Origin of the sequence: Pseudoalteromonas sp. B131b (assembly GCF_037162545.1) — a bacterium.
Classification (GTDB): domain Bacteria; phylum Pseudomonadota; class Gammaproteobacteria; order Enterobacterales; family Alteromonadaceae; genus Pseudoalteromonas; species Pseudoalteromonas fuliginea.
The window spans coordinates 237,169-263,750 of record NZ_JARLUZ010000001.1 but is presented as its reverse complement, the minus strand read 5'-3'; the positions used below and the strand labels follow the sequence as shown (position 1 = coordinate 263,750).

General features: G+C 40.4%; 28 protein-coding genes, 1 pseudogene and 1 riboswitch. Of the genes and pseudogenes, 21 read left to right on the top strand and 8 right to left on the bottom strand.

Annotation, left to right across the window (positions count from 1 at the left end):
- The first annotated feature begins 62 nt into the window (after positions 1-62).
- The 6 genes from P4S65_RS01345 (at position 63) to P4S65_RS01320 (ending at position 6,168) form a co-directional block, all read left to right on the top strand.
- A complete protein-coding gene (locus P4S65_RS01345; RefSeq protein WP_337119421.1) occupies positions 63-1,439 on the top strand; it encodes a Na+/H+ antiporter NhaC family protein in 1,377 nt (458 codons plus the stop codon).
- A 97-nt stretch (positions 1,440-1,536) separates the two neighbouring features.
- A complete protein-coding gene (locus P4S65_RS01340) occupies positions 1,537-1,722 on the top strand; it encodes a hypothetical protein (RefSeq protein WP_337119420.1) in 186 nt (61 codons plus the stop codon).
- Between the two features lies 1 nt (position 1,723).
- Positions 1,724-2,401, top strand: a complete 678-nt coding sequence (locus tag P4S65_RS01335) for a hypothetical protein (protein WP_337119419.1) — start codon at positions 1,724-1,726, stop codon at positions 2,399-2,401.
- A 569-nt stretch (positions 2,402-2,970) separates the two neighbouring features.
- Positions 2,971-4,035, top strand: a complete 1,065-nt coding sequence (locus tag P4S65_RS01330; RefSeq protein ID WP_232525482.1) for a hypothetical protein — start codon at positions 2,971-2,973, stop codon at positions 4,033-4,035.
- 475 nt (positions 4,036-4,510) lie between these two features.
- Complete coding sequence (locus tag P4S65_RS01325; RefSeq protein ID WP_337119418.1) at positions 4,511-5,509, top strand: KAP family P-loop NTPase fold protein; 999 nt, start codon at positions 4,511-4,513, stop codon at positions 5,507-5,509.
- 32 nt (positions 5,510-5,541) lie between these two features.
- A complete protein-coding gene (locus P4S65_RS01320) occupies positions 5,542-6,168 on the top strand; it encodes a hypothetical protein (protein ID WP_337119417.1) in 627 nt (208 codons plus the stop codon).
- 87 nt (positions 6,169-6,255) lie between these two features.
- Here the strand turns inward: P4S65_RS01320 and P4S65_RS01315 are convergent, their stop codons facing one another.
- From P4S65_RS01315 to P4S65_RS01305, 3 genes are read right to left on the bottom strand one after another with little or no spacing between them, the layout of a single operon-like run.
- Complete coding sequence (locus tag P4S65_RS01315) at positions 6,256-6,876, bottom strand: hypothetical protein (protein WP_337119416.1); 621 nt, start codon at positions 6,874-6,876, stop codon at positions 6,256-6,258.
- Positions 6,863-7,471, bottom strand: coding sequence for a sigma-70 family RNA polymerase sigma factor (locus tag P4S65_RS01310; protein ID WP_337119415.1), 609 nt, complete (start codon positions 7,469-7,471; stop codon positions 6,863-6,865). The genes P4S65_RS01315 and P4S65_RS01310 overlap by 14 nt, the downstream gene beginning before the upstream one ends.
- Before the next feature lie 14 nt (positions 7,472-7,485).
- Positions 7,486-8,121, bottom strand: a complete 636-nt coding sequence (locus tag P4S65_RS01305) for an energy transducer TonB (RefSeq protein WP_306724184.1) — start codon at positions 8,119-8,121, stop codon at positions 7,486-7,488.
- A 145-nt stretch (positions 8,122-8,266) separates the two neighbouring features.
- Between P4S65_RS01305 and P4S65_RS01300 the strand changes: the two genes are divergently transcribed.
- The 3 genes from P4S65_RS01300 (at position 8,267) to P4S65_RS01290 (ending at position 9,861) form a co-directional block, all read left to right on the top strand.
- Entirely contained in the window at positions 8,267-8,773 is a 507-nt protein-coding gene (locus P4S65_RS01300; protein WP_007378817.1) for a DUF3087 domain-containing protein, read from the top strand.
- A 25-nt stretch (positions 8,774-8,798) separates the two neighbouring features.
- On the top strand, positions 8,799-9,248 hold the full coding sequence (locus tag P4S65_RS01295) for a low molecular weight protein-tyrosine-phosphatase (protein ID WP_008137282.1): 450 nt from the start codon (positions 8,799-8,801) through the stop codon (positions 9,246-9,248).
- A gap of 121 nt (positions 9,249-9,369) precedes the next feature.
- On the top strand, positions 9,370-9,861 hold the full coding sequence (locus tag P4S65_RS01290; protein WP_337119414.1) for a DUF3016 domain-containing protein: 492 nt from the start codon (positions 9,370-9,372) through the stop codon (positions 9,859-9,861).
- Positions 9,862-9,908: 47 nt separating this feature from the next.
- On the opposite strand, the gene P4S65_RS01285 is transcribed toward P4S65_RS01290, so the two are convergent.
- Positions 9,909-10,199 carry a hypothetical protein gene (locus P4S65_RS01285; RefSeq protein ID WP_002960798.1) on the bottom strand — a complete coding sequence of 97 codons (291 nt, stop codon included), beginning with the start codon at positions 10,197-10,199 and terminating at the stop codon, positions 9,909-9,911.
- Between the two features lie 71 nt (positions 10,200-10,270).
- Between P4S65_RS01285 and P4S65_RS01280 the strand changes: the two genes are divergently transcribed.
- Entirely contained in the window at positions 10,271-10,480 is a 210-nt protein-coding gene (locus P4S65_RS01280) for a hypothetical protein (RefSeq protein ID WP_002960797.1), read from the top strand.
- Here the strand turns inward: P4S65_RS01280 and epmB are convergent.
- Positions 10,477-11,489, bottom strand: a pseudogene (epmB, locus tag P4S65_RS01275) (EF-P beta-lysylation protein EpmB). The gene P4S65_RS01280 and the pseudogene epmB overlap by 4 nt on opposite strands.
- A gap of 41 nt (positions 11,490-11,530) precedes the next feature.
- Between epmB and efp the strand changes: the two are divergent.
- Entirely contained in the window at positions 11,531-12,097 is a 567-nt protein-coding gene (gene efp / locus P4S65_RS01270; protein WP_024596699.1) for an elongation factor P, read from the top strand.
- Between the two features lie 55 nt (positions 12,098-12,152).
- Positions 12,153-13,127, top strand: a complete 975-nt coding sequence (gene epmA / locus P4S65_RS01265) for an elongation factor P--(R)-beta-lysine ligase (RefSeq protein WP_337119413.1) — start codon at positions 12,153-12,155, stop codon at positions 13,125-13,127.
- Between the two features lie 324 nt (positions 13,128-13,451).
- On the opposite strand, the gene P4S65_RS01260 is transcribed toward epmA, so the two are convergent.
- Entirely contained in the window at positions 13,452-15,569 is a 2,118-nt protein-coding gene (locus P4S65_RS01260) for a TonB-dependent receptor (protein WP_337119412.1), read from the bottom strand.
- Positions 15,570-15,653: 84 nt separating this feature from the next.
- Between P4S65_RS01260 and P4S65_RS01255 the strand changes: the two genes are divergently transcribed.
- From P4S65_RS01255 to P4S65_RS01220, 8 genes are all read left to right on the top strand, one after another.
- Positions 15,654-16,052, top strand: a complete 399-nt coding sequence (locus tag P4S65_RS01255) for an acyl-CoA thioesterase (RefSeq protein WP_008135779.1) — start codon at positions 15,654-15,656, stop codon at positions 16,050-16,052.
- Between the two features lie 126 nt (positions 16,053-16,178).
- On the top strand, positions 16,179-16,577 hold the full coding sequence (locus P4S65_RS01250) for an META domain-containing protein (protein WP_337119411.1): 399 nt from the start codon (positions 16,179-16,181) through the stop codon (positions 16,575-16,577).
- Positions 16,578-16,683: 106 nt separating this feature from the next.
- A riboswitch (TPP riboswitch) is annotated at positions 16,684-16,798 on the top strand.
- Between the two features lie 143 nt (positions 16,799-16,941).
- Positions 16,942-18,894, top strand: coding sequence for a phosphomethylpyrimidine synthase ThiC (gene thiC / locus P4S65_RS01245; RefSeq protein WP_337119410.1), 1,953 nt, complete (start codon positions 16,942-16,944; stop codon positions 18,892-18,894).
- A 117-nt stretch (positions 18,895-19,011) separates the two neighbouring features.
- Positions 19,012-20,013, top strand: coding sequence for an FAD-dependent oxidoreductase (locus P4S65_RS01240; protein WP_337119409.1), 1,002 nt, complete (start codon positions 19,012-19,014; stop codon positions 20,011-20,013).
- Between the two features lie 7 nt (positions 20,014-20,020).
- The gene (gene thiS, locus P4S65_RS01235) at positions 20,021-20,215 is read left to right on the top strand and encodes a sulfur carrier protein ThiS (RefSeq protein WP_096793732.1); all 195 of its coding nucleotides are present in this window, start codon (positions 20,021-20,023) and stop codon (positions 20,213-20,215) included.
- A 5-nt stretch (positions 20,216-20,220) separates the two neighbouring features.
- On the top strand, positions 20,221-21,012 hold the full coding sequence (locus P4S65_RS01230) for a thiazole synthase (RefSeq protein ID WP_337119407.1): 792 nt from the start codon (positions 20,221-20,223) through the stop codon (positions 21,010-21,012).
- A 10-nt stretch (positions 21,013-21,022) separates the two neighbouring features.
- Positions 21,023-22,558, top strand: a complete 1,536-nt coding sequence (gene thiE / locus P4S65_RS01225) for a thiamine phosphate synthase (RefSeq protein WP_337119406.1) — start codon at positions 21,023-21,025, stop codon at positions 22,556-22,558.
- Positions 22,559-22,593: 35 nt separating this feature from the next.
- On the top strand, positions 22,594-23,343 hold the full coding sequence (locus tag P4S65_RS01220) for a HesA/MoeB/ThiF family protein (protein ID WP_337119405.1): 750 nt from the start codon (positions 22,594-22,596) through the stop codon (positions 23,341-23,343).
- 579 nt (positions 23,344-23,922) lie between these two features.
- Here the strand turns inward: P4S65_RS01220 and asd are convergent.
- Together asd and rsgA are read right to left on the bottom strand one after the other, a co-directional pair.
- Entirely contained in the window at positions 23,923-24,789 is an 867-nt protein-coding gene (asd, locus tag P4S65_RS01215) for an archaetidylserine decarboxylase (protein WP_007378748.1), read from the bottom strand.
- 15 nt (positions 24,790-24,804) lie between these two features.
- Positions 24,805-25,863 carry a small ribosomal subunit biogenesis GTPase RsgA gene (gene rsgA, locus P4S65_RS01210; RefSeq protein WP_096793728.1) on the bottom strand — a complete coding sequence of 353 codons (1,059 nt, stop codon included), beginning with the start codon at positions 25,861-25,863 and terminating at the stop codon, positions 24,805-24,807.
- A gap of 121 nt (positions 25,864-25,984) precedes the next feature.
- On the opposite strand from rsgA, the gene orn reads away from it, so the two are divergent.
- Positions 25,985-26,530, top strand: coding sequence for an oligoribonuclease (gene orn, locus P4S65_RS01205; protein WP_337119404.1), 546 nt, complete (start codon positions 25,985-25,987; stop codon positions 26,528-26,530).
- Positions 26,531-26,582 lie beyond the last annotated feature (52 nt).

The following is a 26,582-nucleotide window of genomic DNA, read 5'->3' as shown; positions in this document are numbered from 1 at the left end:
AAATAAGCGTTAAAACGCGTACAAAGCGAGGTTTACTCGCTAATAATTAAGGTTAACTTTTTATGCATTGGTATTCTATTTTACCGCCGCTGATTGCGATTGCTATCGTGTTTTGGCGCAAAGAAGTGATTATGGCGCTACTTGTTGCTGTTGCTTCTTCTGAGTTTTTACTCGCCTTTCAGGGCGAAGGTAATAGCGTGTTTGACACTTTTTTAAATACCATTGAACGTATTATTTCGGTTGCCAGTTCGCCAGGTAATACACGCATATTAATATTTAGTATTTTAATAGGTGCCTTGCTTGCCTACATTCGCGAATCTGGCGGCGTTGCAGCAACCGTTAATATGCTAATGAACAAAGGTATTGCAAAAAGTAAGCGCCAAGTGGGCTTTTTAACCATGTTTACCGGCATTGCGGTGTTTATAGAATCTAACCTGAGCGTACTTACCTCGGGTATTTTATCGCGTGGCTTATTCGACAAATTTAAAATGAGCCGAGCGCGTCTAGCGTACATTATTGACAGCACCAGTGCGCCAGTGTGTATTTTAATACTACTTAACGGCTGGGGCGCATTTGTACTTGGTTTGTTAGGTAACTATGAGCTAGGTGAGTCGGCTGTATCAGTGTTATGGGGCAGCGTAGGGTATAACTTTTACGCCATAATTACCCTTGCCATTGTTTTTTACACTATCGCGTTCGATAAAGTGCACGGCCCAATGAAAGAAGCCGAACAAAAACTAGAGCTTCAAACAACTGACTTAAAAGAAGAAGTAAAAGGCTCTAAAGCGCGTTACATGTTAATCCCGCTTATTACGCTTATTACCAGCATGGTTGGCTTTATGTATTACACCGGTAATGGTGTACTAGCCGAGGGCAGCGGTTCTAAATCAGTATTATATGCAACGGTTTTAGCCATTGTTGTCGCTTACTTTTTAATGATTGGCTCACGTAAATTTACGCATCATCAATTAGTTGATACCGGTTTTAAAGGTATGGGCGAATTAATGCCACTGGTCGCCATTGTACTGCTTTCGCTTACACTTGGCGCAAGCCTAAAAGAATTGGGTACTGGCGTATTTGTAGCATCGCTTGTTGGCGACTACCTACCTATTTATTTAATCGTACCTGTGCTTTTTTTAACCGGCGCGGTAATGTCGTTTACTACGGGTACATCGTGGGGCACGTTTGCTATATTAATCCCAATTGGTGTGCCACTTATTCAAGCGCTTGGTTTACCGCCATCGCTTGTTGTAGGTGCTATTTTGGGTGGTGGTATATTTGGCGATCATTGCTCGCCTATATCCGACACCAGCGCTGTATCGGCTATTGCATCAGGGTGTGACTTACTCACCCACGTTAAAACGCAGCTACCGTACGCCTTATTTGGCGGCGCACTCACGTTTATAGCGTACTTAGTAACAAGCATACTTGTGTTATAAAAGTGTGTTGTAAATACTGAGTTTTAATTATTTATAAAATGCCTTGAAAGCCTGCAAATATGCAGGCTTTTTAGGGCACAAAACAAGGATTGTTTAAATGAAAAATAAAGCTTTTGTCTTTTTTAGTTTTTTATTGTTTTTGAACGCATGCTCTTACCAAGAAAGCGAAACAGAACAAGCTAATAGGTTAGCAAAAACATACCAGCTCGATATTAAGGCTGGTGATACCCGTTTATTCTTTCCTGAACAATTTGCGGGAATTAATGGCAACCCCCACGCTTGAAATGAAAAGTACTTCTTTAGAAGATTCTTCAGACTCACTTGATGGTATTGAAACTGCGCTGGAGGTGTACCCCTTAGGCTTTGTTTCCAAAGTGATTGATGCTATTTATCTCTCTGGTCCTATGCTTATGGAGGGAGCTGAAGCGGGTGGGACATACTCAAGCAACTCGATAATATTAGTAAATATTTCAGATCAAAATGGCACGAACTTTAACTTCGAAAACTCATTGAAAGGTGTTCACCATGAATTAAGCTCATTAATCTATATACGTTCACCTTTCGTTATATTTGCATGGCAAGCTTTGCTGCCAAAAGAGTGGGAGCCTGTATCCTCGAATTATGAGGCTTTAACGCAAAATAAAAATATAGGGCCTGATTATGAAAATGGATTTTTATCTAGATATAGTAAAACTAATGTTGAGAACGACTTTAATACTTACGCCGAATTTGCCTTTGCTGAACCTGAAAAATTGCGGGAACTTGCCGCAACCTACCCAATAATAGCTAAAAAGTTGAGTGTATTTATTACCGCGTATACGCAGTTTTCGGCTAAATATCAGCAAAACTTTGAAGAATATTTTACTAGAACAGGTTTAAGTGATGTTGCGGTAGAACCTGAAAATGTAGAAATGACGATTCATTTAGACGTGAGTAGCGTTAAGCCGAAAATTATCAGATAACGCTATTTGATTACGATCTTACGTTTTTAGCGTACTTAGTAACAAGTATGTTTGTATTAAAAAATACGATTTTTACATAGTTAAAAGCCTGCTTAACCGTAGGTTTTTTTGTTTAAAAAAAGCGTACATAGGTTGGGTTGAGTGACACGAAACCGAACTGTTCTACAATGCGGTTTGCACCTATAAAGCTAAGTATATGTATATCTTTTGTAGGCGCATAGCTTGCTAGCGCGTCGGGCGTTAGCCCGAAAAGTTAGATTTAGTATTTACGCACTAGGTTACGCATCAACTACTGATTTCAGAATCATAGTATTAAGCATGACATCTGTGTTTTAGTTTTGTATAAAACAAAATTCGCCCTATGCCTTCTTAAAAAGGACTATTCATTTTGATTTGAGGGACTTTAAGTCACAAGCAAACTAATAAAAAGTGTATTTTTGTTATTGTGAGCTTAAAAATTATTTTTAACAATTATTTACTCTTTTAATTCATGCAGTAAGCAAGTAATGCTGAAACTGATATCGAGTTGTATTATGATTAATTAAAAAATAATAAGGCTAATAATTAAAATGGATCTAGATTCTAAACAGAGTGCACTTCAAAAAATATCAAAACAAAATGCACTTTCAGCTGCTTTAGGTGCTGCATTCTGGAGTGTTCCTATTTTAGTTCTATGGGCATTTCTGTTTGAGTTAAAACCAGCTGCAGGTCCTGTGATGTTACTCATTAGTGGTGCATTAGTTGGTGCAGCGGTACGGTTTCATGGTCGAGGATACGAGCGTTTATTTTCGCTAATAGGTTTAATTGCTCATGCTTGTATTGTATTTGTAGCGTGGGATTTGCAGATTATTCTTGTTGGTGGCGTTTTAGCGGTTATTTTAGTTGGGGTTTATATTTTTGGCGCATGGGGAGCTGCCTACATATCACGCATTAATGTATCAATGCACGACCATAAAGAATTTGATAAATTATTTGAATCTGCCGATTATCAAAAACAAAAAAAGCTAAAAAATAGATGGTTCATTGTACTTCCTGTCGTTAGTGTTTTAACGCTTGTTGCAGGTTTTATTACGGCAATAGGTATCGTTATTTTTCAGCAACAGCAGCATATTGATATTGAGGTACAACAACATCAGCAGCGTGCCGCTGAATTTCGCAGTAAGCATATTGAAACAAGTAATGAAAACCTCGCCTCTATGAGCACCAAAAAAGCATTAACATATGCTTATGCGTATCAGTCAGGAAGACACTTCGATGAGCGAGGATATTATAAAGGAGCCTACCCGCAAGATAGCTTCCAAGCTTTAGTAATATTACGTTACCTAGCTAATGAAAAGAAAAACCCGCGCGCACAATTTATTTTAGGAAAAATACTTAATAACGAAAAAGGTCAGGCTTTATTATTACAAGCCGAAAAAGCAGGTGATGAATTTGCTATGCTTTATAGTATTTATGAATTTGGCTGTCGAATTGATGCGAAGAGAGGCAAACAGCTTCTAATGAGCTTTGCTAAAAATATAGAAGAGCAATCGGTTATTATTGACATACAGAGTATGAACAGCGACGACTTTAATGATCATTGTATAGTATTAGATAGTACTGAATTTGATTATCGCTATATACGAGATTATTAGTGAGTATTGAATTGAGAAGTATTGAGTTTCAATTCAAATCACTGCTCTAAGGTTTAGTTTTTTACTTGGAGTATTTAAAAACTTTATTTTAGATTTTGTGACGTATAGAGCTGCAGCCAATAGGTGTTGCCATGGATCCCTTTTTGCGATCTCATCTATCAGCGGCGACGTATTTTCTATTGCATCGGGAGGACTTACTTACCGGTGTTAAAACACGGCTATCGCCAGCTTATTTGATGATGGCCTGATACTTTTAGCATACGTAGATTGAGCAGCACGTAACCCAACGGATCTCCAATGTAGTTTGCACCTATAAAGCCAAGTATATGTATATTTTTTGTAGGCGCATAGCTTGCTGGCGCGTCGGGCGTTAGCTTGAAAAAAATAGAGTGAATAATTAAAAAATTGCACAGAACTCACGTTTACTTATTGATATGTGGCACTATATAAAAAAGTATTATTTAAAAGGAATTAAATGAAAGAATTCAATTGGAGTAAAGCAACTAAGCCTCCATTAGAAGAGTATTTTCCTGCAGATAAATTAGATCGTGCTCGCTACGCCACCTTCTTATCAAGGCTATTGGCTCAAGAGGGGTTTGACGAAAGCAGGCCTGATGATGAACAAAAGAAAAACTATGTATTAAACTTAAATGCTGAATGGGGGGCAGGTAAAACCTATTTTCTTAAGCGTTGGTCACGAGAATTAATAGTAGATTTTCCTGTTGTATATATTGATGCATGGCAGCAAGACTATTCAGACGACCCATTTTTAACTGTAATTGCAGGTATTATAAAGCAGCTTCAACTTCAGGCTAAGTTTAATATAACAATACCTAAAAGCGCCGTTTCAATGTTTAAGGCTGTTGCACCTGCTATTGCACAAGGTTTAACTAAAAAGATATCTGGTATCGATTTAGATGAACTACACACATTACTATTTTCTGATGAAGAAATTGAAAATGACCAAAATCAAAATTCTAATAAGCTGACGGGCAGCGACTTTTCACCGGCAGTAAAGGCGCTTGCACAAAACTTAATTAAAGATCATGAAGCTAAAAATAAGAGTATTGAAGTAATAAAGTCTAAGTTAGCTGATTGGGTCAGTAAGTTTGAAAAGCAGGAAGGTAAGTCGTTACCCATATTTATTTTTATTGATGAATTAGATCGTTGTCGCCCAAGTTATGCAGTAGAAATGTTAGAGACGATTAAACATATTTTTGATGTTAAAGGTATTGTATTTGTTGTAGCAACAGATACAGAACAACTCCAACATACAATCAAATCAATTTATGGTGAAGGCTTTGATGCTAAGATTTACCTAGGCCGTTTTTTTAATAGCCGCTATAGCTTAAAGCGACCTGTTTTAAAGGATTTTTTATCAGTACATAGTGATACAACTAAATTTGAATCTGGGTACTTAGAAAGTAAAGATATTGAGCTACTCCCCGCACAGAAACACCGGAAACCGCTTTAGCTAATATCTCAGTTGTTTTAGATGCGTTCCAAGTGCCGCCTAGAACAGCCATTCAAATTACTGAACGCATTACTGCCATTATTGTAAATTTACCAAATGGTAAAAAAGTAGATGTGCTTGTGCTCGCTATTTTGTTTTGTATCTATGAAAAAGACCACCCACTTTATGATGAGATGATAAATGGTAGGTTCAAAAGAACAGAACGAGGTAATGAAAATAAGATCATAGATATTAGCCTAGCTGACTTCTTACAAAAGGATATATCAAAAGAGTATTTATCAGCCGAGTTAATCTATTTTATTGATCCACAGTCATACACCTCTCAATTCCATAACGGCCGCTTCGTTCCTAAAGATAATAAGTACTTTGAGGGAAATTATCCTATTCCACTATCTAAATTTATTGAGAATACCTTTTGTAAAATCTTTGATTTACATGTAGATGATTTCTATTTTATTTCTTCTAGTGATGATGATTTAACGGAACTGCAATACGCAGAAGAGGCGTTAGCACAGCATAAAATAGAAACTTCTCCAGAAGTTACTTTATTATGGCTTGACTATATTTATATCAAAGATGAATACAACAAAATTACTAAAGAACAATATCGTGATTTTATAGAGCTTTCCTCACCATTAGATTACATGGGCGATAGTTAACTATCTCTGTGCAGCGCCTAGCGTCTCTGTGTTCTCGGTGGTAATATTTATCTAAATTACCACCAACCTTAACTGAGCCAAACCAACCTAAGCCCTACACTGCCTAACCCCAGCACCTGCATGTTTAAGCGCTATAATTTGCCCTTTACCATTATGTGCCATAGCCAGCATATCACCCGTATTTATATTACTTTCTACCGCGTGTTTACCCTTTAAATCACTCAACAGTGACTGCTTAATTTGCACTAGCACTTCATCATTACAGCTGGCTATGTACCAGTCGTTATCTACCTTCACTAGAGTGCCGTATTCTATATGGCGCTGTTGGTGACGGCGTAAATCGTTAACTAATTGACTATCAAGCGCGTGTTTTTGCTCGTTTATAGAGCTTGCGTAGCTGCCTGCTTGATTTATTTCGTGTGTTTTTATAAATGAATAGTCGTGAATGTCTATGGTGTTAAATACGGTTTTAGGCGCGTGGTTAAAGCCATCGTTATTATCAAACACAATAAAGGCGAACACACCCAGTGCGCAGGCAAGGCTGGTTAGCTGTAGCGTAAAACTAAGCCTTGTGGGCTTTTTAGGCTTTGTGTGCGTGGCTTTATTAAGTAACGCTTTTTGCTGAACGCTTGTAAGTGTTGTGCGCGCTTTTCGCTCTTTATAATGTTGTGCGAGCTTTTGATCGAACGGCTCATCAGGCTTGTTCATTGTTTGCTCCTAATAAACGTTTAAGGTTTTGCTTGGCATAGCGCAGCCTTGTTTTAATGGTCTCGAGGCTGCTTTGCGTTATAAGTTCTATGTCAGTGAGCGAAAAGCCTTCTTGTTGTAATGTTATGGCTTCACGCTGTACAAAGCTGAGTTGTTTTAGCGCGGCGTCAAACGCGTCATAGCTTATGTTTGAGCTGCCTATATGCGAGTCTCCACTAGTTAAGTCACCACCATCTAAGTCGCTTTCGCTTTTATCATTTTGTGCTGCTAAATGCGTGTTTTCGTCAAGCTCTACAAAGTGCTGTTGCCTGCGGTATTCGTCAATGAGTGTGTTGCGGGCAAGTTTAAATAACCACGCTTTAGGTGTGGTTTGTGCTTGGTAAAGGTGGCGTTTTTCGATTACTTTTAGCCATGTTTGTTGGCTTACGTCGTATGCTAAATGCGTATTAGATTGCGTAACAAGGTAGTGGTATAAGTCGTTACTGTAGAGGGCAATAAGCTGCTCTAAGTAACGATTGTCGCCACTTTTTGCATAACTTGCCATGCAGTCCTTGCTTGGCGTTTCAAATAACCATGACTTAATACTTAGTAGCATAGGCGTTTAGTCCATTAAATAGAGTTATCTAATTTAAAATCGAGCTGTACGGTTTGACCTGTTTGTAATTGTGCCACACCTTCAATCACTTTGGGGCGATATTTCCAGCGTTTAATGGCTCTTATTGCTTCGCGGTCAAAGGTACGTTTTGGCTCGGCGTTAATAACTACTGGGTCGATTACTTCCCCCGTTGGCGAAATACTAAAGCTTAGTTGCACCCAACCTTCAATACCATCGCGCGCGGCTGTGGTTGGGTATTTAGGGTTTATGCGCACTATGGGTGTTGCATCCCCTGTAGGGCGATTAATGGTGTTGTTAATGTCGTCACCAAAATCATCAATTGTAACTGGCGTAAAGTCGCTAATTGCCAACACAGGATCGGCTGATGTATCAAGCGGTGGTGCTTTTGGCGGCACTTTAGGCATTGGCGGTGGCGGCTGTATTTTTTGTATATGCCTGACTTTTGAATCCTCAGGTGCCTGAAAAATCTCTACTATAATATCGCCCCCTGGTTTAACCGGTGCGCGTTGCTCGCCACTTATTAAATATTGCATAAACGCAAAAGCTGCAAAGGTCATTGCGGCGCCGCCAATAACGGCGGTCGATGTTTTAATAAATACTGGGTTGTTAGGTACTTCAAGTGTGTGCATAAGCCGCTCCAAATTAATGCATTAGGGTATTTTCAAAGCTATAACGGATGGCAAATCAAAAAGGGGTGAAATAATTTTATAAAAAATGTGGGGTTTAGTTACAATAGCTATTCGCAAATATTAAAACTTAACTTTTTAGGCTGTTATGCAACTCATTGAAATAAATAAAGCGCGTTATCGTAAACATTTAAACCGTGTTATTGCAGGATGTGGTATTGGTTTGGCTGTAGGCAGCTTGGCTATATCGCAAACGCTGATTGCTTTATTTCCTGATGAAAGTGGTAGCCACTTTCATTGGAACTTAATAGGTGTTGCTATTACAAGCGTTGGGCTTGCGTGGTTACTTCATAAATACCGTACACATAGCTTTATGACTGAAGTTGTTTATGTGTGGGAACTTAAAAAAGCACTTAATAAAATAACCCGTAAAATGGCTAAGTTAAAAGCCGCTGGCCGTGAAGGCAATGCCGATGCGTTATTAGCGATTCATTATAGCTACGCGGGCTCTCGGTTATTGTGGCAGCTAGACGATAATCTAATCACCATGGACGATTTAGCCATTAAACAAGCTGAGCTTGAATCTGTTGCAGCGCAACATAACGTAACGCTAAATGCTGATGAGTATGATGCGAGCATTTTAAAACAGTTTTAGTTTTTAATGTTTAAAGGAGTGTCTAATGAAAAAAATATTAGTTGTTTGTTTAGGTAATATTTGCCGCTCGCCAACCGCAGAGGCGGTATTAAAAGCCCGCGCTAAAAAGCTAGGTGTTGATGTTAAAGTTGATTCGGCTGGCACTATTGGTTATCACGAAGGTAAAACGCCTGATAGCCGCTCAATGGCTGCAGGCGAAAAACGTGGTTATAGTTTTAAAGGTATTTATTCGCGTAAAGTACGCACAAGTGACTTTACTGAATTTGATTTAATTTTAGCGGCCGATACACAAAATTTAGCTGATTTAAAAGCCCAGTGCCCTGCGCATTTACAGTACAAATTAGCGTTGTTTTTAGAGTTTGGTGAACAGAGCGTTAGTGCGATTCCCGATCCTTATTACGGCGGTGATGATGGCTTTGAAAATGTGCTTGATTTAATTGAAGCCGCAAGCGACAAAATACTGTCAAAAATTTAAAAGGTATGGTTAAGTTATAGTTAATGAATGACTGTTAATATGCCATTGGTAATTTAGGTATGAATACTGGGCTTATTGCAATTCACTCTATTGTAATTGGTACACCTTTTTGGAGAACGATATGAATTCAGTTAAGAAAATAGCAATGACAATGTGTATAGCACTCCCTGTATTTGCTCATGCTGGGGAGTCTATTGTTAAATGGCATGACTTTAACGATTATCGTGATGTACGAGCGTTGAATCAAGCCAGAGGGTCGTATCATAAACACATTGCAAGTAGCTTTGAAAAACATATGGCTAAGCTTGCTGAGCAGCTACCAAAAGGTTATAAATTAAACGTAGAGTTCACTGATTTAGATTTAGCCGGTGATGTGCGATACGGCGGTATGGATGAAATACGTGTAGTAAAACCAATCTATTTTCCGCGCATTAAGCTCAATTATTCGTTAACAGATAAAGATGGCAACGTACTTAATAAAGGCAGTGATGTAGAGCTTAAAGATATGGGCTTTATGGATAAAATTAAAATGGGCCGCGAAGAATCATTTTATTACGAAAAACGCTTATTAACGCAGTGGTTTGGTGAACAAATATTACCAAGTTTAGATTAACTGAAAATAAAAATGCCGCTAAATAGCGGCATTTTTATTTTTAAGCTTTACTTAAAAGTAGCTAACAACGTGAGTATTTGTTGTAACTTAATAACGGTAGTTTTAAGTTTTTCTTCATCAAAACCATCGTTAGATAAGCTTTCAACGTCAGCGGCTACGTCGAGTACGTAAGGCTTAAAACGTTTAGCTTCAAAGCTAAATCCAGCATCTTGTGCAAATAAGGCTTTAAATTTGCCATGGCCCTGTTGCTGTAATTCATCGAGTTTTTTGTCGGCATCAAGCGCCTGACGATAAACAATTTTTAAATTAGTATTGAGTTGTTCAATAATTGAATCCATGGTTTTCCTAAAGCTTTGTACTGCATGGCCGACATAATACTTGGATTACATTTAAAAGTCAGGTTTGTTATATGAATATATCAGGCACAAGTTTACCCGCTGTTTCCGGCTCAGGCCAAGGCAGTGAGCTTTATAGCGCTGCTTTATCTAAAAAGCAGCAACTAGCAGATGGCGCAGCAGCACTTGCACTTATTGAAGGTGCTGCACAATCGTCAAGTGCACAAACACCGGCTAAGTCGGTAACTGCATCATTGGGTAACAACGTAAATATATACGTTTAAATTAGCTTAAGATCGATAGGTGTTTTGCTTTTTTGACCACCTATTTCTCTAACTAACTTAGGCACTAAAAATCCAGGCAGAGCTTTTAATAGCTCTGCCATTATTTTTATTGCGTCTTCTTCGTTAATATCAAAGTGGCTGGCCCCTTCAACTTTATCTAGCAAATACAAATAATACGGTAATACGTCTGCGTCAAATAACGCTTCGCTTAAATTTATTTGCGCATCGAGCGTATCGTTCACATCTTTTAAAATTACAGCTTGGTTTAAAAGCGTTACGTTTGCTTGTTTAAGCTTTTGCATGGCAGCTTTAAAATCGGAATCTATTTCGTTGGCGTGGTTTATGTGATTAATAAAAATAATTTTTAATGGCGATTTTGCTAATCGCTCACATAACTCATTGGTAACTCGCGCCGGTATAACTACTGGCAAGCGGCTATGAATTCGCATTCGTTTAATTTGTGGTAATTGCTCAAGCTCATCTAAAAACCAACTTATGGCATCGTCTTTGGCCATGAGCGGATCGCCACCACTTAAAATCACTTCGTTTATATCAGCATCTGATTTTATGTAGCTTAGTGTTTCAAGCAGACTTTTTTTATTAAGTTGGTTTTCTTGATACGGAAAATGCCTTCTAAAGCAATAACGACAATTGACTGCACAACCGGTTTTAAACATTACTAAAACACGCGATTTATACTTATGTAAAAGGCCGGGTTGGTCGTTGTCTTGCTCAAGTAGGGGATCTTTATTAAAACCCGACTTAGTTAAAAATTCTTGATGGCGTGGCATTACTTGTAGCAAAAGAGGATCGTTTGGATCGCCTTTGCGTATTTTTTTATAAAAGGGATAGGCACGCGTACCGCAAATAAACTGCGGGCTTTTAGGTCGTTTTCATGGACTTGGCTCGATAAACCGACCATTTCAAGCAAAGTTTTTGGGCAGGTAACTACATTTGCTAATTCTTTTTGCCAGTTTTTATGCAAATTTGCTTCATTTCTTTGTATCATTGGCATGTAGATTACTCGAAAAAATATAAATAGAGGAAACGATGGCGAATTATAGCACCAACGAGTTCAAGGGCGGCCTAAAAATTATGATGGACGGCGAGCCTTGCAGTATCTTAGAAAATGAAATGGTAAAACCTGGTAAAGGCCAGGCGTTCAACCGTGTTCGTATCCGTAAACTTATCTCTGGTAAGGTGCTTGAAAAAACCTTTAAATCGGGTGAATCAGTTGAAGGTGCTGATGTAATGGATACAGATTTAGCGTATCTATACACAGACGGCGAATTTTGGCATTTCATGAACAACGAAACATTTGAGCAAATTGCCGCTGACGAAAAAGCACTAGGCGATGCTGTTAAATGGTTAGTTGAAAATGATTTATGTACAATCACATTATGGAACGGCAGCCCTATTGCTGTTACACCACCTAACTTTGTTGAGCTTGAGATCACTGAAACAGATCCTGGCCTTAAGGGCGATACAGCGGGCACTGGTGGTAAACCAGCAACGCTTAGTACAGGCGCTGTAGTACGAGTTCCATTATTCGTACAAATTGGCGAAGTAATTAAAGTAGACACTCGTAACGGTGAATACGTAAGCCGTGTTAAGTAAGCTTTAACATTGTTTATAAAATCCCAGCTTAAGCTGGGATTTTTTTGGAGAAAATATGTCAGCAGATCTTTGGGCCCCAAGCGCAAGCATTGAAACACTAAAACAACGTGCAGCGATATTACGTAGCATTCGTGAGTTTTTTTATACGCGTGATGTAATGGAAGTCGAAACACCAAGTTTGAGTAGTGCCAGTGTAACCGATGTACACTTAGCCAGTTTTAATACTAAATTTGTAGGCCCAGGGCACGCAGGTGGGCTTCCTCTATTTTTACAAACATCTCCAGAGTTTGCTATGAAACGCTTGTTAGCGGCAGGCTCAGGCGCTATTTTTCAGCTTTGTAAAGCATTTAGAAATGAAGAAGCGGGTAGCCATCACAATCCCGAATTTACAATGCTTGAATGGTATCGCCCAGGCTTTGATGAATTTGCACTTATGGATGAAATGGATGAACTAATGCGGCTTGTTTTAGATGTTGAGCCGGCAACAAGGCTTACTTATCAGCAAGCGTTTGAACAAGCACTTGGGCTCGATCCGTTAACAGCGAACATAGAGCAATTAAAGCAACTAGCGTGTGAGCATGGATTTGCTGATATAGCTCAAAATGAAACGCATAAAGATACCTTACTGCAATTATTATTTTGTATGAAAGTAGAGCCCACAATAGGGCAAGATAAGCCATGTTTTGTGTATCACTTTCCAGCTTCTCAAGCGGCACTGGCACAAATTTGTGAACACGATACACGTGTAGCAGGGCGCTTTGAGCTTTATTATAAAAATATGGAATTGGCTAACGGCTTTAACGAACTCACAAATGCTAGTGAGCAAGCTAAACGTTTTAATGAAGATAACGCATACCGCGCTGTAAACGGTTTAAAACAAGTACCAATGGATACGCGTTTAATTAAAGCGCTGGAGCATGGATTACCACAGTGCGCAGGGGTGGCTTTGGGGATTGATAGATTGGTAATGCTCGCAACAAATAAAGAAAAAATTAAAGACGTAATCGCGTTTGATGTGCAAAGAGCGTAATGCTGGACTTGTAGGCGCACAGCTTGCTGGCGCGTTAAAGCGAAGCTTTAAGGTCTTTTTATTTGGTTAGTTTAAAGTAATAAGAAGCTTCGCTTCTCACGTGAGCAAGCTCTACGTCTACAACACATTTTATTATTACTTATTTGATATGCAAAGAGCGTGATGATTGACCTGTAGGTGCGAATTTATTTCGCGCTCTTGTAATTTAACTTTATAAAAAGCGAGGTATAAAACCTCACCTACAAATAAAAACACCGCGTTTAATTTAAACGCGGTGTTTTTATTGCTTGCTGTAGCTTTCATTTGAAAGCCAACGGCTATGCTTTACAGATTAAGTGTAAACGTAACACCGGCTACGCGAGGTTCACCTATTTGTGTGTATGTATGCGTTGTGTAACCATCTTGTGGATCGTTACCAAACTCAAAACCACGTGTAGGGACTGTTTCGTCAAATACATTACGAGCCCATGCGCGTACTGCCCACATGTCTGCTTCATAGCCAAAGCTTAAATTAACTAAGTTGCTGCTTGGTGCTTGTGAGTTGTGGCTATCAGAGAAGTAATAATCATCCTTACCTTCAATACCAACCATACCGTAAAGCTCATTAGTAAAGTTATAACGAGCAGTAAACGCATATTGGTATTTAGGTGACTGTGCCTGTTCACGACCGTCTTGATTTAAGCCTGATTGTGTTACAAAGTCGTCTATTTCAGTGTTTAAGTAACCAGCGCTACCTGTTAAAAACAGATTATCAGTTAGTTGGTAACTACCTTCAACTTCAAGTCCGTAGTTGCTACCAGAACTTGCGTTATCAACATAACCGGTAAATTGCTGACCTTCTACTTGCCATGCTTTTAACTGAATATCGTCGCGGTGCATGTAAAATGCAGCTAAGCGAAGTGTAAATTTGTCATCAAGTGATGAACCTTTAACACCAAATTCGCCGCTCCATAAATATTCAGGGTCGAAACTGGTGTGCTGTTGGAAAAAATCAGCGCTTAGGTTTAAGCCTTCATCTTTTGCTTTCGCTAGGGCTTCTGAGTTAATACCGCCGGCTTTGTAGCCACGGGTTATGCTGGTGTAGATCATAGTGCGGTCAATTACTTGATACTCTAGCGCAATTTTACCGCCAACCATTACATCGTCAGTGTCTTGTATAAAGCCATTGCTATCGGTGTAGTCACCTTGGTATTGCTCTACACGTAAACCTGTAATGAGTGTTGTTTTAGGACCAATTGGAGTCGCTACTTGACCATATACTGCAACGTTACTCGTTTCGTATGTTGATGTAAATGGGCTTGCTAACCATGTGTATTGGCGCTCTAAATCAACATCACGGTTTTGGTAATAAATACCCGCAACCCAGTTACCTGTTTTAGAATTAAACTGTAAATCTACAGACTGATCGTCGCGATCGCGGCTGTAAAGATCTGTTGAGCTGTATCCATCAGGATGTAAACCAGCAGCACATAACTGTGGTTCACTTGTATCGTTACAACCCCAGTCTTCGTCAAAGCTGTAAAGTAACTCGGTATCAATAGCCGATAGGTTTAGATTTACATCAAAAGCGTCAAAACCCGTGTAAGTATTATTAACGCCTATAGCGTAGCTTTGTTGATTATCTTGGCCTGGTTCATCGGCAACACTATTGCGGCTGTTATCAAGCGTAAACGCATCGTAACCATTGTTTATGTCAATATAGTGAAGGTTTAACTCAGTATTTAAATGCTTTGTAAGCTGGCTGTTTAATTTAAAACGCGCTACTTGCTCGTCTTGATTTTGTGTTTCGTCATTTAAGTACAGGTTATCTACGTAACCGTCTGACTTTCTGCGAAAGTAGCTAACGCGTGCGCTAGAGTCATCTGTTAAGCCTGTGCTTGCTGCAATGCCTGCTTCACGTGTATTGTAGGTGCCAGCACCTACTTGTAATTTTAAACTTGGATCGCTTGTGGCTTTAGCTGAACCCATTTGGATCATGCCGGCCATACCGTCTGCGCCAAAGCGAGTGCCTTGTGGGCCGCGATAAATTTCTACTTGGTCTATATCAAATAATAATGAGCTGCCACCAAGGCCAGAATAGTTAATACCATCAATAACTAAACCAACTGATGGATTAATCGGGTCTACAAATTGTGAGCGAAGCCCCACGCCACGGATTTGGATATAGCGTCCGCGCGACGCGCCAGAAGTAAAGTTTACATTGGCGGTACTGCCTAATATTTCGTCTAAGTAACTTGCACCACGTAGATTAATTTCTTCTTCGCTGAATAAGCTTGCGCTTGCGCTTAAGGTTTGAATGCTTTCGCGTTGAAAATCGCCAGTTACAACAATTCTTTCTAGGTTGCTATCGTCAGCGTTAGCTGCAAGTGGTGCACCAAGCAGCGGTAAAAGTGCTGCGGTAATTAAAGACAAACGTAAGTTCATTAGGTTACTTAACTCCATTTTAGGGACTCGTATGGTAGCAATTATTTGAGCACATGTGCTATAAACTCGGCAATTATACGTTAAATAATTAGGATTATTAATATGACCTTTAAAGTTGACTTTAAAGTGCGTGATTACGAATGTGACTTACAAGGCATTGTAAATAACAGTGTGTATTTTAATTATTTGGAGCACGCTCGCCACGAATTTTTATACGCAAATGGTATTGATTTTGCTCAGTTAGCAAAAGATAAAATTAATCTAGTCGTGATGCGCAGCGAAATGGATTATAAGCATTCGCTCTTACCGGGTGATGAGTTTTATGTGGCTGTAGAGCCGCAGCGCATAAGTCGCCTTAAATTTGCTTTTAAGCAAACGGTTGTTCGTAAATACGATGAAAAAGTAATGCTCAATGCACTAATAATAGGAACGTCGGTTAATGAAAAAGGCCGCCCATTTTTGCCTGAGCAAATAGATAATGTATTCAAAACTACAACTTAGTGCGTAGTAGCGTAACTTTTGAACTATCATAGAACAAAAATTTACATTTTAAACATGCATTTTTAACGGATAAATCGCATAAATATTGTTATTATTACAGTAATTAGACAATTAGTTAGTAGTAGCATGAAATTAGCAGCAATACCGATGCTTATAATCGGTTTATGTGTTGGTTGCGCATCAACAGGGACGGTTACCAGTGAGCAGCTAAAATACACCCAATGGCAATTATCACATGTTGATGGTTTAGCAATTCCACCTTCTTTTAACGCATCAATGAGCTTTATTGAAGCGCTGCAAGTAAATGGTTTTTCTGGCTGTAACAAATTTTTTGGTGAGGGCTCGCTTGAAGAAAGTAATCTTACCGTAAGTAAATTAGGTATGACGCGCAAGTCGTGCGGAAAAGAACTTGATGAGTTTGAGCAGCAGTTATTACAAGCCTTAAATCAAGGCGCAGAGCTTAAAATGCAAGACCAGCAATTAGTCATGCAAGGCGAGCAAACATTTGTGTTTATCCCTAAATAATTTTAAGTTTTTGAAAAACAGCCCCTTGCGGGCAGTTTTTAACTGACGTACACTCAGCGCAGATTTGATGAATAATATATCAAATCAACGAACAAAATTTATATATCAATACTTGTCGGAGTGCCAAAGCTAAGTAATTAGTTTGTGGCTGAGATCGCGAAAGCGGGATCCGTGAACCTGATCAGGCTAATACCTGCGTAGGGAACAAGCTGCCTAAAATAGGACGCTTGTGCGTCTTTTTTTATGCGCACAATAAAGCGATTTTAATTATTTTAGGCTGCAAAGTAGCATGTACGCTACTTTACGATCTTTCTCTATTCCTCGGAATATCTGACAAGACAACCCTTAAGCAATGAGGCAAGTCATGTCAAACACTACAAATAAAGCGTCGCGCCGAGAAACTCGCGCTGCCGCGTCTGAATATATTTATAACTTAACGGGTCAACCGTTCCCAAATTCTCATAAAGTATACGTTGAAGGTACTCAACCAGGCGTACGTGTTGGTATGCGTGAAATCACGCTAAGTGATACGTTTATAGGCGGCACAGATGAAAACCCTGTTTATGAGTCAAACGATCCGCTTCGTGTTTACGATACGTCGGGCCCGTATACCGATCCTAATTTTGAACTAGACGTGCGCAAAGGCTTACCAAAGTTTCGTGAACAATGGATTGAAAACCGTGGTGACACTGAAATTTTAGAGTCAGTGACGTCGCAGTTTTCGCAGCAGCGCATGGCAGATGAAGGGCTGGATCATATTCGCTTTGATCACTTGCCAAAAATTCGCCGTGGTGTCGCTGGTAAAAACGTAACGCAAATGCACTACGCACGCCAAGGGATTATTACTCCTGAAATGGAATACGTAGCCGTTCGCGAAAATATGGGACGTGCAGAAATTCGTAAAGAATTACTAGCCGCGCAGCATAAAGGCGAGTCGTTTGGTGCGAGTATTCCTGAATTTATTACCCCAGAGTTTGTACGCGACGAAATAGCCCGTGGTCGCGCTATTTTACCAAATAATATAAACCATCCAGAAACAGAGCCTATGATTGTAGGTCGTAACTTTTTAGTTAAAGTTAACGCCAACATTGGTAACTCGTCGGTCAGCTCATCTATTGAAGAAGAAGTAGAAAAAATGGTGTGGTCTACCCGCTGGGGGGCAGACACCGTGATGGACTTATCAACGGGTCGTTACATTCACGAAACCCGCGAATGGGTTGTGCGTAATTCGCCTGTACCTATTGGCACAGTACCGATTTATCAAGCGCTTGAAAAAGTAAACGGTGTGGCTGAGGATTTAACGTGGGAAATTTTTCGCGATACGCTAATTGAGCAAGCCGAGCAGGGTGTTGATTACTTTACTATTCATGCGGGTGTATTACTGCGTTATGTACCAATGACGGCTAAACGTGTAACCGGTATTGTGTCACGCGGTGGCTCAATTATGGCTAAGTGGTGTTTAGCGCATCACAAAGAAAACTTTTTATACACGCACTTTGAAGACATTTGTGAAATTTTAAAACAATACGATGTGTGTTTTTCACTCGGTGATGGCCTTCGTCCAGGCTCTATTGCTGATGCCAACGATGAAGCGCAGTTTAGTGAGCTACGCACATTAGGTGAACTGACTAAAATTGCGTGGAAGCACGACGTACAGGTATTTATTGAAGGCCCGGGGCATGTGCCAATGCACATGATTAAAGCCAATATGGACGAGCAATTAAAGCATTGCGACGAAGCGCCTTTTTATACATTAGGTCCGCTAACGACCGATATTGCACCAGGGTACGACCATATTACTTCTGGTATTGGGGCGGCTCAAATAGCATGGTACGGCTGTGCAATGCTTTGCTATGTAACACCTAAAGAGCATTTAGGTCTGCCAAATAAAGAAGATGTTAAAGAAGGCTTAATTACCTACAAAATTGCAGCGCATGCCGCCGATTTAGCAAAAGGTCACCCGGGCGCGCAAGAGCGCGATAACGCCTTATCAAAAGCACGCTTTGAGTTTAGATGGCATGACCAATTTAATATTGGTTTAGATCCAGACCGAGCTCGCGAGTATCACGACGAAACCCTGCCGCAAGAATCAGGCAAAGTGGCTCACTTTTGCTCTATGTGTGGTCCTAAATTTTGCTCTATGAAAATTAGCCAAGAAGTACGCGATTACGCTAAAGATTTAGAAACACGTGGTATTGATCCTAATAACGCTGGCGACGCTATTGAAATAAAAATGGTTGATGTAGAAGCCGAAATGAAAGCTAAGTCAGCTGAGTTTAAGCAAACAGGCTCAGAGATTTACCATAAAGCGGTATAAAGTAATTATCGCTAGAAGTTAGATGCAGACGTAGGTGAGGTTTTATACCTCGCTTCTTTAAACATTGAAGAAGTGCGAGTGAGTTCGCACCTACTAATAACTGCTTTTGGAGGTTTTATGTTTTATAACATTGCTGTGGTGGGTTTTGGTTTAGCAGGGCGCTTAGCTGCCCTTGAGCTAAGTAAGTTGCATCATGTAACGGTGTTTGAAGCAGACGACGAGCAAACCCCAAATAGCGCCGGTAAAGTGGCAGCAGCCATGCTGGCACCTCTGGCTGAGTCGGTATTGTGTGAGGCTGATTTAGCTTTAATGGGGCTTGATTCAATGAAGCGCTGGCCAGAAATAGTGAGTGAACTTGAGGGGGATGTGTTTTTTCAGCAGCAAGGTACATTGGTCGTTGCGCATCAGCAAGATAAGGGCGATCTACAAAGCTTTACTCAGAGAATAAAGCCCATAGCAGAGCACAGCGCTCAGGCATTAAATGCTCAGCAAATAGCGCAGTTAGAGCCAGAGCTTGCTAATCGGTTTAACCAAGGTCTATTTTTACCCTGCGAGGGGCAAATAGATAACCAAGCCTTTTATAAAGCAAGTTTTACAATGCTCAACAAGCGCAAAGTTAAGTGTGTGTTTAACCAGCGCGTAACCATTAAAAACGGCGAAATAAATAATCGGCCATTTGACTATATTATAGATTGTCGTGGGCTTGGTGCTAAAAGCGATAAACCGCTTAGAGGTGTGCGCGGTGAAGTAGCAAGACTATATGCACCTGAAGTAAATTTAACGCGACCTGTGCGTTTAATGCATCCGCGTTACCCAATTTATATAGCGCCTAAACCTAATCATGAATATGTAATTGGTGCGACCGAAATAGAATCGCAAGATAGCGGCGCCGCAACAGTGCGCTCAACTCTTGAGTTACTTTCAGCGGCTTATACCGTACACAGCGGATTTGCCGAAGCACGACTACTTAATATTCAAACCGGATTACGCCCCGCATTTAGCGATAACCGCCCAGAAGTATTGCAAGTTGGTAATGTAATTAGCATTAACGGCTTATATCGTCATGGTTATATGCTGGCACCGGCATTAGTGGCGCAAGTAGTTTCACGAATAGAGTGAGAATAAAATGAACATTACAATTAATGGCGAGCTACTTAATGTTAATAGCAAAGCACTCGTCGAGGTACTTCAAAGTTTTGGTGCAGTTGCGCCTTTTGCTGTGGCTGTTAATGGCGAATTTATTCCACAAAGTCGGCACAGTAACTATGTATTTAATGAAGGCGACAGTGTTGAGTTACTGTCACCCATTCAAGGCGGATAAAGCTCATGCAAACTAAAGACTGTTTAACTATTTATGGAGAGCAAATAAAGAGTCGTTTATTGATAGGCTCTGCACTTTATCCGTCGCCTGATATTATGACCCAATCGATAGTCGCCTCTGGCGCTGAAATTGTAACCGTGTCGCTTAGGCGCCAACAAAGTGCAGCAGCCGGTGATGACTTTTGGCAGTTAATAAAAAATACAGGCTTAAAAATACTCCCTAATACTGCAGGGTGCCACAGTGTAAAAGAGGCGATTACACTTGCAAAAATGTGCCGAGAGGTATTTGCCACCGACTGGATTAAGCTAGAGCTGATTGGCGATGATTACAATTTACAGCCTGACCCTTTTGCGCTACTTGAAGCCACAAAAATATTAATTAATGATGGCTTTAAAGTATTGCCTTATTGCACCGACGACTTAGTACTTTGTCAGCGCTTAAATGAGCTAGGGTGTGAGGTGCTTATGCCGTGGGGTGCGCCAATAGGCACCGGTAAAGGCTTGTTAAATAGTTATAATTTAAAAACTATCCGAGAGCGTTTACCCGATACCACATTAATAGTAGATGCAGGTTTAGGTTTGCCATCGCATGCCTGCCAAGCACTCGAAATGGGGTATGATGCGGTATTATTAAATTCAGCCATTGCAGGGGCGGGCTGCCCAATTACTATGAGCCGCGCATTTAAAGTCGCAGTTGAAGCAGGGCGCTTTGCATACAAAGCAAAAGCGATGCCGGAAAAAGACGTAGCAGCCCCATCAACCCCTACAATGGGGATGCCATTTTGGCATCAGCAGTGAAGGAAAAAATATGAATAACGTAGTATGGACAATTGCAGGCTCTGATTCGGGCGGCGGTGCAGGCATTCAAGCTGATATAAAAGCAATGCAAAGTTTTGGTGTGCATGGTTGCACGGCAATTACGGCGCTTACTGCGCAAAATAGTTTAGGTGTAGAAGCTATTAATGCAGTGTCTACCGATATTATTGAATCGCAGTTACTAGCGCTTGAAAAAGACATGAAAGCCAAAGTGATAAAAATTGGCATGCTTGCCAATGTGCAGCAAATTCAGCTGATCAGCGAACATATAAGCCACTATAAAGCTAAGTGGCCTGTGCCTCCCGTTATTGTATATGACCCTGTTGCGATTGCCTCAAGCGGTGACTTACTAACAGAAGAAGACACCGTCAGTGCAATAAAAGAATGTTTACTGCCGCTGGTGGATGTAATAACCCCAAACACCCACGAAACACAGTTATTAACCGGTGTGTATTTAATTGGCCCGGCTGCAATAAAAGAAGCGGCTAATAAGCTATTAAGCTGGGGTGCAAAAGCCGTTGTTATCAAAGGCGGACATTGGGATTACCCAAGTGGCTACTGCATTGATTATTGTATTGATAGTAATACGCAAAATGGTGAAGAATACTGGTTAGGCAATCAAAAAATACAAACCCCGCATAACCACGGCACCGGATGCAGTATGGCTTCGGTAATTGCTGCATGTTTAGCTAAAGACTATCCATTAAAAGATGCCTTCATTTTAGCTAAGGCATATATAAACCAAGGGCTAAAACAGTCGGTACGTTACGGCGAAGGGATTGGACCGGTTGCTCATACATCGTTCCCCACTAATTTAGCTGACTACCCACAAGTAATTGAGCCAAGTAGCTGGCTGGGTGATGAATTAGATTTTGATGTGCCGCTTGATTTTAATATGGCTGCTGATTTTGCTCCTTGCGAAAGTAAATCTCTTGGCTTATATGCAGTTGTAGATGGTACAGTTTGGTTAGAAAAGTGTTTACAACAAGGCATTAAAACAGCGCAGTTACGCGTTAAAAATAAAACGCAAGATGAGCTTGATGGGCTCATTAAGCAAGCTGTTGAGCTGGGCAAGAAATACAACGCACAGGTATTTATAAACGACTACTGGCAGTTAGCTATTAAGCACGGTGCATATGGCGTGCATTTAGGGCAAGAGGATTTAGACATTGCTAATTTAGCGGCAATTAAAGACGCTGGGCTAAGGCTTGGGCTTTCTACTCATGGTTTTTATGAAATGCTACGTGCGCATAATTATCGCCCTAGTTATATGGCATTTGGTGCTATTTACCCAACCACAACCAAAGACATGACAGGGCAAATACAAGGCCTTGAAAAGCTGATTAAATTTGTGCCGCTTATGCAAAGCTACCCAACAGTAGCAATAGGTGGGATTGATTTAAGCCGTGCTGAGCAGGTAGCTAAAACAGGCGTAGGCAGTGTTGCCGTAGTGCGTGCGATTACCGAGGCTGATAATTACGTAGAGGCTATAAGCGCTCTGCAAGTGGCCATAAGCAGTGCCAATTAAAACTAACAAGGGTAATACTAATAAGGCTAATAAACGTGAGTGAGCTAAGCGATAAAGAAACCCTGCGTTACAGCCGCCATTTATTGCTTGAAGAAGTTGGGCTTGAAGGGCAATTAGCACTTAAATCCTCAACGGTTGCAGTTGTGGGTGCTGGTGGGTTAGGTAGCCCAGCACTTTTATACTTAGCCGCTGCAGGTATTGGAACGCTTATTTTAATTGACGATGATGAGGTTGAGCTTTCAAACTTACAGCGCCAAGTGCTTTATAAAATAAACCACTTAGGGCAAAGCAAGGTCGCCGCAGCGGGTAAAGTATTAGCGAGTCTTAATAATCAAATAAACATAGTAACGCATTGCCAAAAGTTAGATGAGAAGAATGCAGCTAACATGCTAAAAGGTGCTGACATAGTACTTGATTGCTCTGATAACTTTAGTACTCGCTATAGTGTTAATCGTTATTGTATTGCTAATAAAACACCGTTAATTTCTGGTGCTGCATTGGCAACTAAAGGGCAGTTAATGGGCTTTGATTTTAGGCAAAGTGATAGCCCATGTTATGGCTGTGTTTTTCCACAAAGCGAAGCTACACCAGTTATAAATTGCAGTAACGCAGGAGTAATTAGCCCGTTACTTGGTGTAATAGGCTCTATGCAGGCGCAACTTACGCTCAATTTATTGCTGGGGCATGCAGAGGGATGTATGTTTATAACCTTTGATGCGCTTACTTTAAAGCAGCAGTATTTCAAAGTGATTAAAGATTCAGAGTGTAAAGAGTGTGGTAAATAGGTTTTTGAGGGGCTTGTGTCTGTTATTACATGTGGCTTTAAGAAACTAAAAGCTGCGCTTTTCACGTTAGCAAGCTCTACGTCTACAACATATCAAACTTCTGCACCAAACTGTAGACGCACAGCTTGTTGGCGTGATGGGCGAAGCCCATAAAGATATAAACGGTGCAGCCCGCAATTACATATAAACCAAAAGCTGACGCTTTTAACGTGAGCAAGCTCTACGTCTACAACACATCAAAATTTTTGCACCAAACTGTAGACGCACAGTTTGCTGGCGTGATGGGCGAAGCCCATAAAAATATAAACGATGCAGCCTGCAATTACATATAAACCAAAAGCTGCGCTTTTCACGTGAGCAAGCTCTACGTCTACAACACATCAAAATTTTTGCACCAAGCTTGTAGACGCACAGCTTGCTGGCGTGATGGACGAAGTCCATAAAGATATAAACGCTACAGCCTGCAATTACATATAAACCAAAAGCGGTGCTTTTCACGTGAGCAAGCTCTACGTCTACAAAATAAAAAACCGCGTTTAATTAAACGCGGTTTTTTTAATTTCGAATTAACGATTGATTTTAGTCGTTAATTTTTGCAAACGCAGTACCTAAGCGAGTAACCACTTCTGGTAGTTGGTCATCCAGTATTTCAGCTTTATCAGCACCCCATGCAAGTACCACAGTAGAGCCTAATTTAAAGCGACCCATTTCTTCACCCTTTTTAAGCGTGATAGCGTTATCGCCAGTGGTTGGGTATTTCCAACTAAATACATCGCTACCAGCTGGTGGCGTGACAGTACCTGCCCAAATAGTTTCTATGCTGGCTACAATTGTTGCGCCAACAAGTACCATAGCAAGCGGACCAATCTCAGTTTCAAAAATTGCGACTACTCGTTCATTACGTGCAAACAAGTTAGGCACGTTTTGCGCTGTAAGTGGGTTTACTGAAAATAAATCACCTGGCACGTAAATCATTTTGCTTAGTGTGCCATCAATTGGCATATGAATACGGTGGTAATCTTTAGGTGCTAAATAAATGGTGGCAAACTTACCGCCTAAAAATGGTGTTGTATCATCTTGTGAGCCGCCTAGTAGCGCTTGTAAGCTGTAATCGTGACCTTTAGCTTGTATTAGCTGTCCGTCAACAATATCGCCTAGCTGGCTGATTGCGCCATCCACTGGATGGGTGATGATATTGCTATCTTCTACCATTGGGCGCATGCCGTCTTTTAGAGGGCGAGTAAAAAATTCATTAAAGCTTTTATAATGAGCCGGATCTGGGTATTGGGCTTCGCTCATATCTACTTTATATTGCTTAATAAATAGTTTAATTAAAGTCGTTGTTAAAGCACCTGCTTTAGCTGCGGCTAATTTTCCCACTACGCGTGAAATAAAATGTTTTGGCATTGCGTACTGCATTGCGATTTTAAATTTGTCTAAACTCACAGTATTTATCCTAAATTATACGCGAGGCGCACGGGCGCCTGCACGGCCATCGGCCATTGTTTCTAAAATTCGGTGGTAGCTGTCAAAGCGCAATTGAGAAATTTTGCCATCTGCTACAGCTTCTTTAACTATACAGCCAGGATCGTTTAAATGTTTACAGTCTCTAAAGCGGCATCCGCCTATAAATTCTCTAAACTCTTTAAAACACCACGTTACACGCTCAACATCTAAATGCCATAAACCAAATTCACGAATTCCTGGTGAATCGATTAGGTTACCGCCACTTGGTAAATGGTGAAGGCGTGAAACAGTTGTTGTATGCTGGCCTAGGCCGCTGTTTTCAGATACTTCTTTAGTTAATATTTCAGCGTTAGGTAATACAGTGTTAACGAGGGTTGATTTACCCACACCACTTTGACCAACAAAAATGTTATTCTTACCAACAAGTACTTCTTTTAATTCATCAATACCATTGCCCGATATATTACTAACAAGGAGTACTTGGTAATCAAGTTTACGGTAGATATCGAGAACTTTTTGTATTTCACTAAGACCAGCATCATCAATTAAATCTATTTTATTGAGTACTAAAATTGGCTCAATACCCATATCTTCACAGGCTATTAAATAGCGGTCGATAATACTTGGGGTAAACTCAGGTAGTACCGCCGATACCATGAGTATTTGATCAATGTTAGCTGCAATAACTTTTACACCATCGTAAAAGTCAGGGCGGGTAAGTTGTGAGCGACGCTCTTGCGTGGCTTCAATTACTCCGGCTAAATCACCTTCACTTACTTTGGCACGGCGAAACAATACCTCATCACCACACACTAAATTTGACACGGTACGGCGTATATTACAACGCAGTACATCGCCGTTCTGTGTTTCGACATCGGCGTGTTGGCCAAAACGACTGATCACAATTGCGCTCTCGACCTGACCTAAATTATCGGTTTGCCACTCTTGCGCGCCTTTTTTAGCTGGTCTTGAGTCTGCGCTATTGATGCGCTTTTGGTGGTTGGCCTTGATCTGACGCGATTGGCCTTTACTTAATTTTTTCTGTTTTGCCACTGGAGGCCTATAACCTTAGTTAAATGTCGCTTTTCCTAAAAAAAGCTTTAGCTCGACGGTTGATGCTAATATGATATATCGAAATGCGTTGGATCTAAAGGAAAGCACCACTTAGGTAATTATGACTATTAATAAATCAAATTTAATTTGGCTCGATCTTGAAATGACAGGACTCGAACCAGAGACCGACAAAATACTCGAAATTGCGACGGTTGTCACTGACGCAGACCTGAATATATTAGCTGAAGGGCCAACCATAGCTATTCATCAAAGTGATGAATTACTAAATGGTATGGACGAGTGGTGTACTACGCAGCATGGTAAGTCGGGTTTAACAGCGCGCTGCAAAGCAAGTACATTCGATGAAGAGTATGCAGTGGCACAAACGTTAGATTTTTTAAAACAGTGGGTGCCTGCCGGTGTATCACCAATGTGTGGTAATTCAATTGGGCAAGACCGCCGCTTTATGAATAAATATATGCGTGAACTTGAAGATTTTTTTCATTACCGCAATCTTGACGTGAGTACCATTAAAGAATTAGCACGTCGCTGGAAACCTGAAGTGCTTGCTAAAGTGAACAAAAAAGGCTCACACCTTGCTTTGGACGATATTAAAGATTCGATTATGGAATTAAAAATCTATAGAGAAAATTTCTTTAATTTGTAAAAAACACTTGCAAACACATCGGATTATTGTAGAATCCTGCCCCGCTCAAGAC

What these genes read in the sequence shown, in the direction of transcription:
- thiS (WP_096793732.1), top strand. Translation starts at nt 20,021, where the DNA reads ATGAACATTACAATTAATGGCGAGCTACTTAATGTTAATAGCAAAGCA.
- efp (WP_024596699.1), top strand. Translation starts at nt 11,531, where the DNA reads ATGGCGAATTATAGCACCAACGAGTTCAAGGGCGGCCTAAAAATTATG.
- P4S65_RS01315 (WP_337119416.1), bottom strand. Translation starts at nt 6,876, where the DNA reads ATGAACAAGCCTGATGAGCCGTTCGATCAAAAGCTCGCACAACATTAT.
- epmA (WP_337119413.1), top strand. Translation starts at nt 12,153, where the DNA reads ATGTCAGCAGATCTTTGGGCCCCAAGCGCAAGCATTGAAACACTAAAA.
- P4S65_RS01280 (WP_002960797.1), top strand. Translation starts at nt 10,271, where the DNA reads ATGAATATATCAGGCACAAGTTTACCCGCTGTTTCCGGCTCAGGCCAA.
- P4S65_RS01305 (WP_306724184.1), bottom strand. Translation starts at nt 8,121, where the DNA reads ATGCACACACTTGAAGTACCTAACAACCCAGTATTTATTAAAACATCG.
- P4S65_RS01330 (WP_232525482.1), top strand. Translation starts at nt 2,971, where the DNA reads ATGGATCTAGATTCTAAACAGAGTGCACTTCAAAAAATATCAAAACAA.
- thiC (WP_337119410.1), top strand. Translation starts at nt 16,942, where the DNA reads ATGTCAAACACTACAAATAAAGCGTCGCGCCGAGAAACTCGCGCTGCC.
- P4S65_RS01230 (WP_337119407.1), top strand. Translation starts at nt 20,221, where the DNA reads ATGCAAACTAAAGACTGTTTAACTATTTATGGAGAGCAAATAAAGAGT.
- P4S65_RS01255 (WP_008135779.1), top strand. Translation starts at nt 15,654, where the DNA reads ATGACCTTTAAAGTTGACTTTAAAGTGCGTGATTACGAATGTGACTTA.
- P4S65_RS01325 (WP_337119418.1), top strand. Translation starts at nt 4,511, where the DNA reads ATGAAAGAATTCAATTGGAGTAAAGCAACTAAGCCTCCATTAGAAGAG.
- P4S65_RS01345 (WP_337119421.1), top strand. Translation starts at nt 63, where the DNA reads ATGCATTGGTATTCTATTTTACCGCCGCTGATTGCGATTGCTATCGTG.
- P4S65_RS01285 (WP_002960798.1), bottom strand. Translation starts at nt 10,199, where the DNA reads ATGGATTCAATTATTGAACAACTCAATACTAATTTAAAAATTGTTTAT.
- P4S65_RS01290 (WP_337119414.1), top strand. Translation starts at nt 9,370, where the DNA reads ATGAATTCAGTTAAGAAAATAGCAATGACAATGTGTATAGCACTCCCT.
- P4S65_RS01340 (WP_337119420.1), top strand. Translation starts at nt 1,537, where the DNA reads ATGAAAAATAAAGCTTTTGTCTTTTTTAGTTTTTTATTGTTTTTGAAC.
- thiE (WP_337119406.1), top strand. Translation starts at nt 21,023, where the DNA reads ATGAATAACGTAGTATGGACAATTGCAGGCTCTGATTCGGGCGGCGGT.
- orn (WP_337119404.1), top strand. Translation starts at nt 25,985, where the DNA reads ATGACTATTAATAAATCAAATTTAATTTGGCTCGATCTTGAAATGACA.
- P4S65_RS01335 (WP_337119419.1), top strand. Translation starts at nt 1,724, where the DNA reads ATGAAAAGTACTTCTTTAGAAGATTCTTCAGACTCACTTGATGGTATT.
- P4S65_RS01295 (WP_008137282.1), top strand. Translation starts at nt 8,799, where the DNA reads ATGAAAAAAATATTAGTTGTTTGTTTAGGTAATATTTGCCGCTCGCCA.
- P4S65_RS01240 (WP_337119409.1), top strand. Translation starts at nt 19,012, where the DNA reads ATGTTTTATAACATTGCTGTGGTGGGTTTTGGTTTAGCAGGGCGCTTA.
- P4S65_RS01300 (WP_007378817.1), top strand. Translation starts at nt 8,267, where the DNA reads ATGCAACTCATTGAAATAAATAAAGCGCGTTATCGTAAACATTTAAAC.
- P4S65_RS01310 (WP_337119415.1), bottom strand. Translation starts at nt 7,471, where the DNA reads ATGCTACTAAGTATTAAGTCATGGTTATTTGAAACGCCAAGCAAGGAC.
- P4S65_RS01260 (WP_337119412.1), bottom strand. Translation starts at nt 15,569, where the DNA reads ATGGAGTTAAGTAACCTAATGAACTTACGTTTGTCTTTAATTACCGCA.
- P4S65_RS01250 (WP_337119411.1), top strand. Translation starts at nt 16,179, where the DNA reads ATGAAATTAGCAGCAATACCGATGCTTATAATCGGTTTATGTGTTGGT.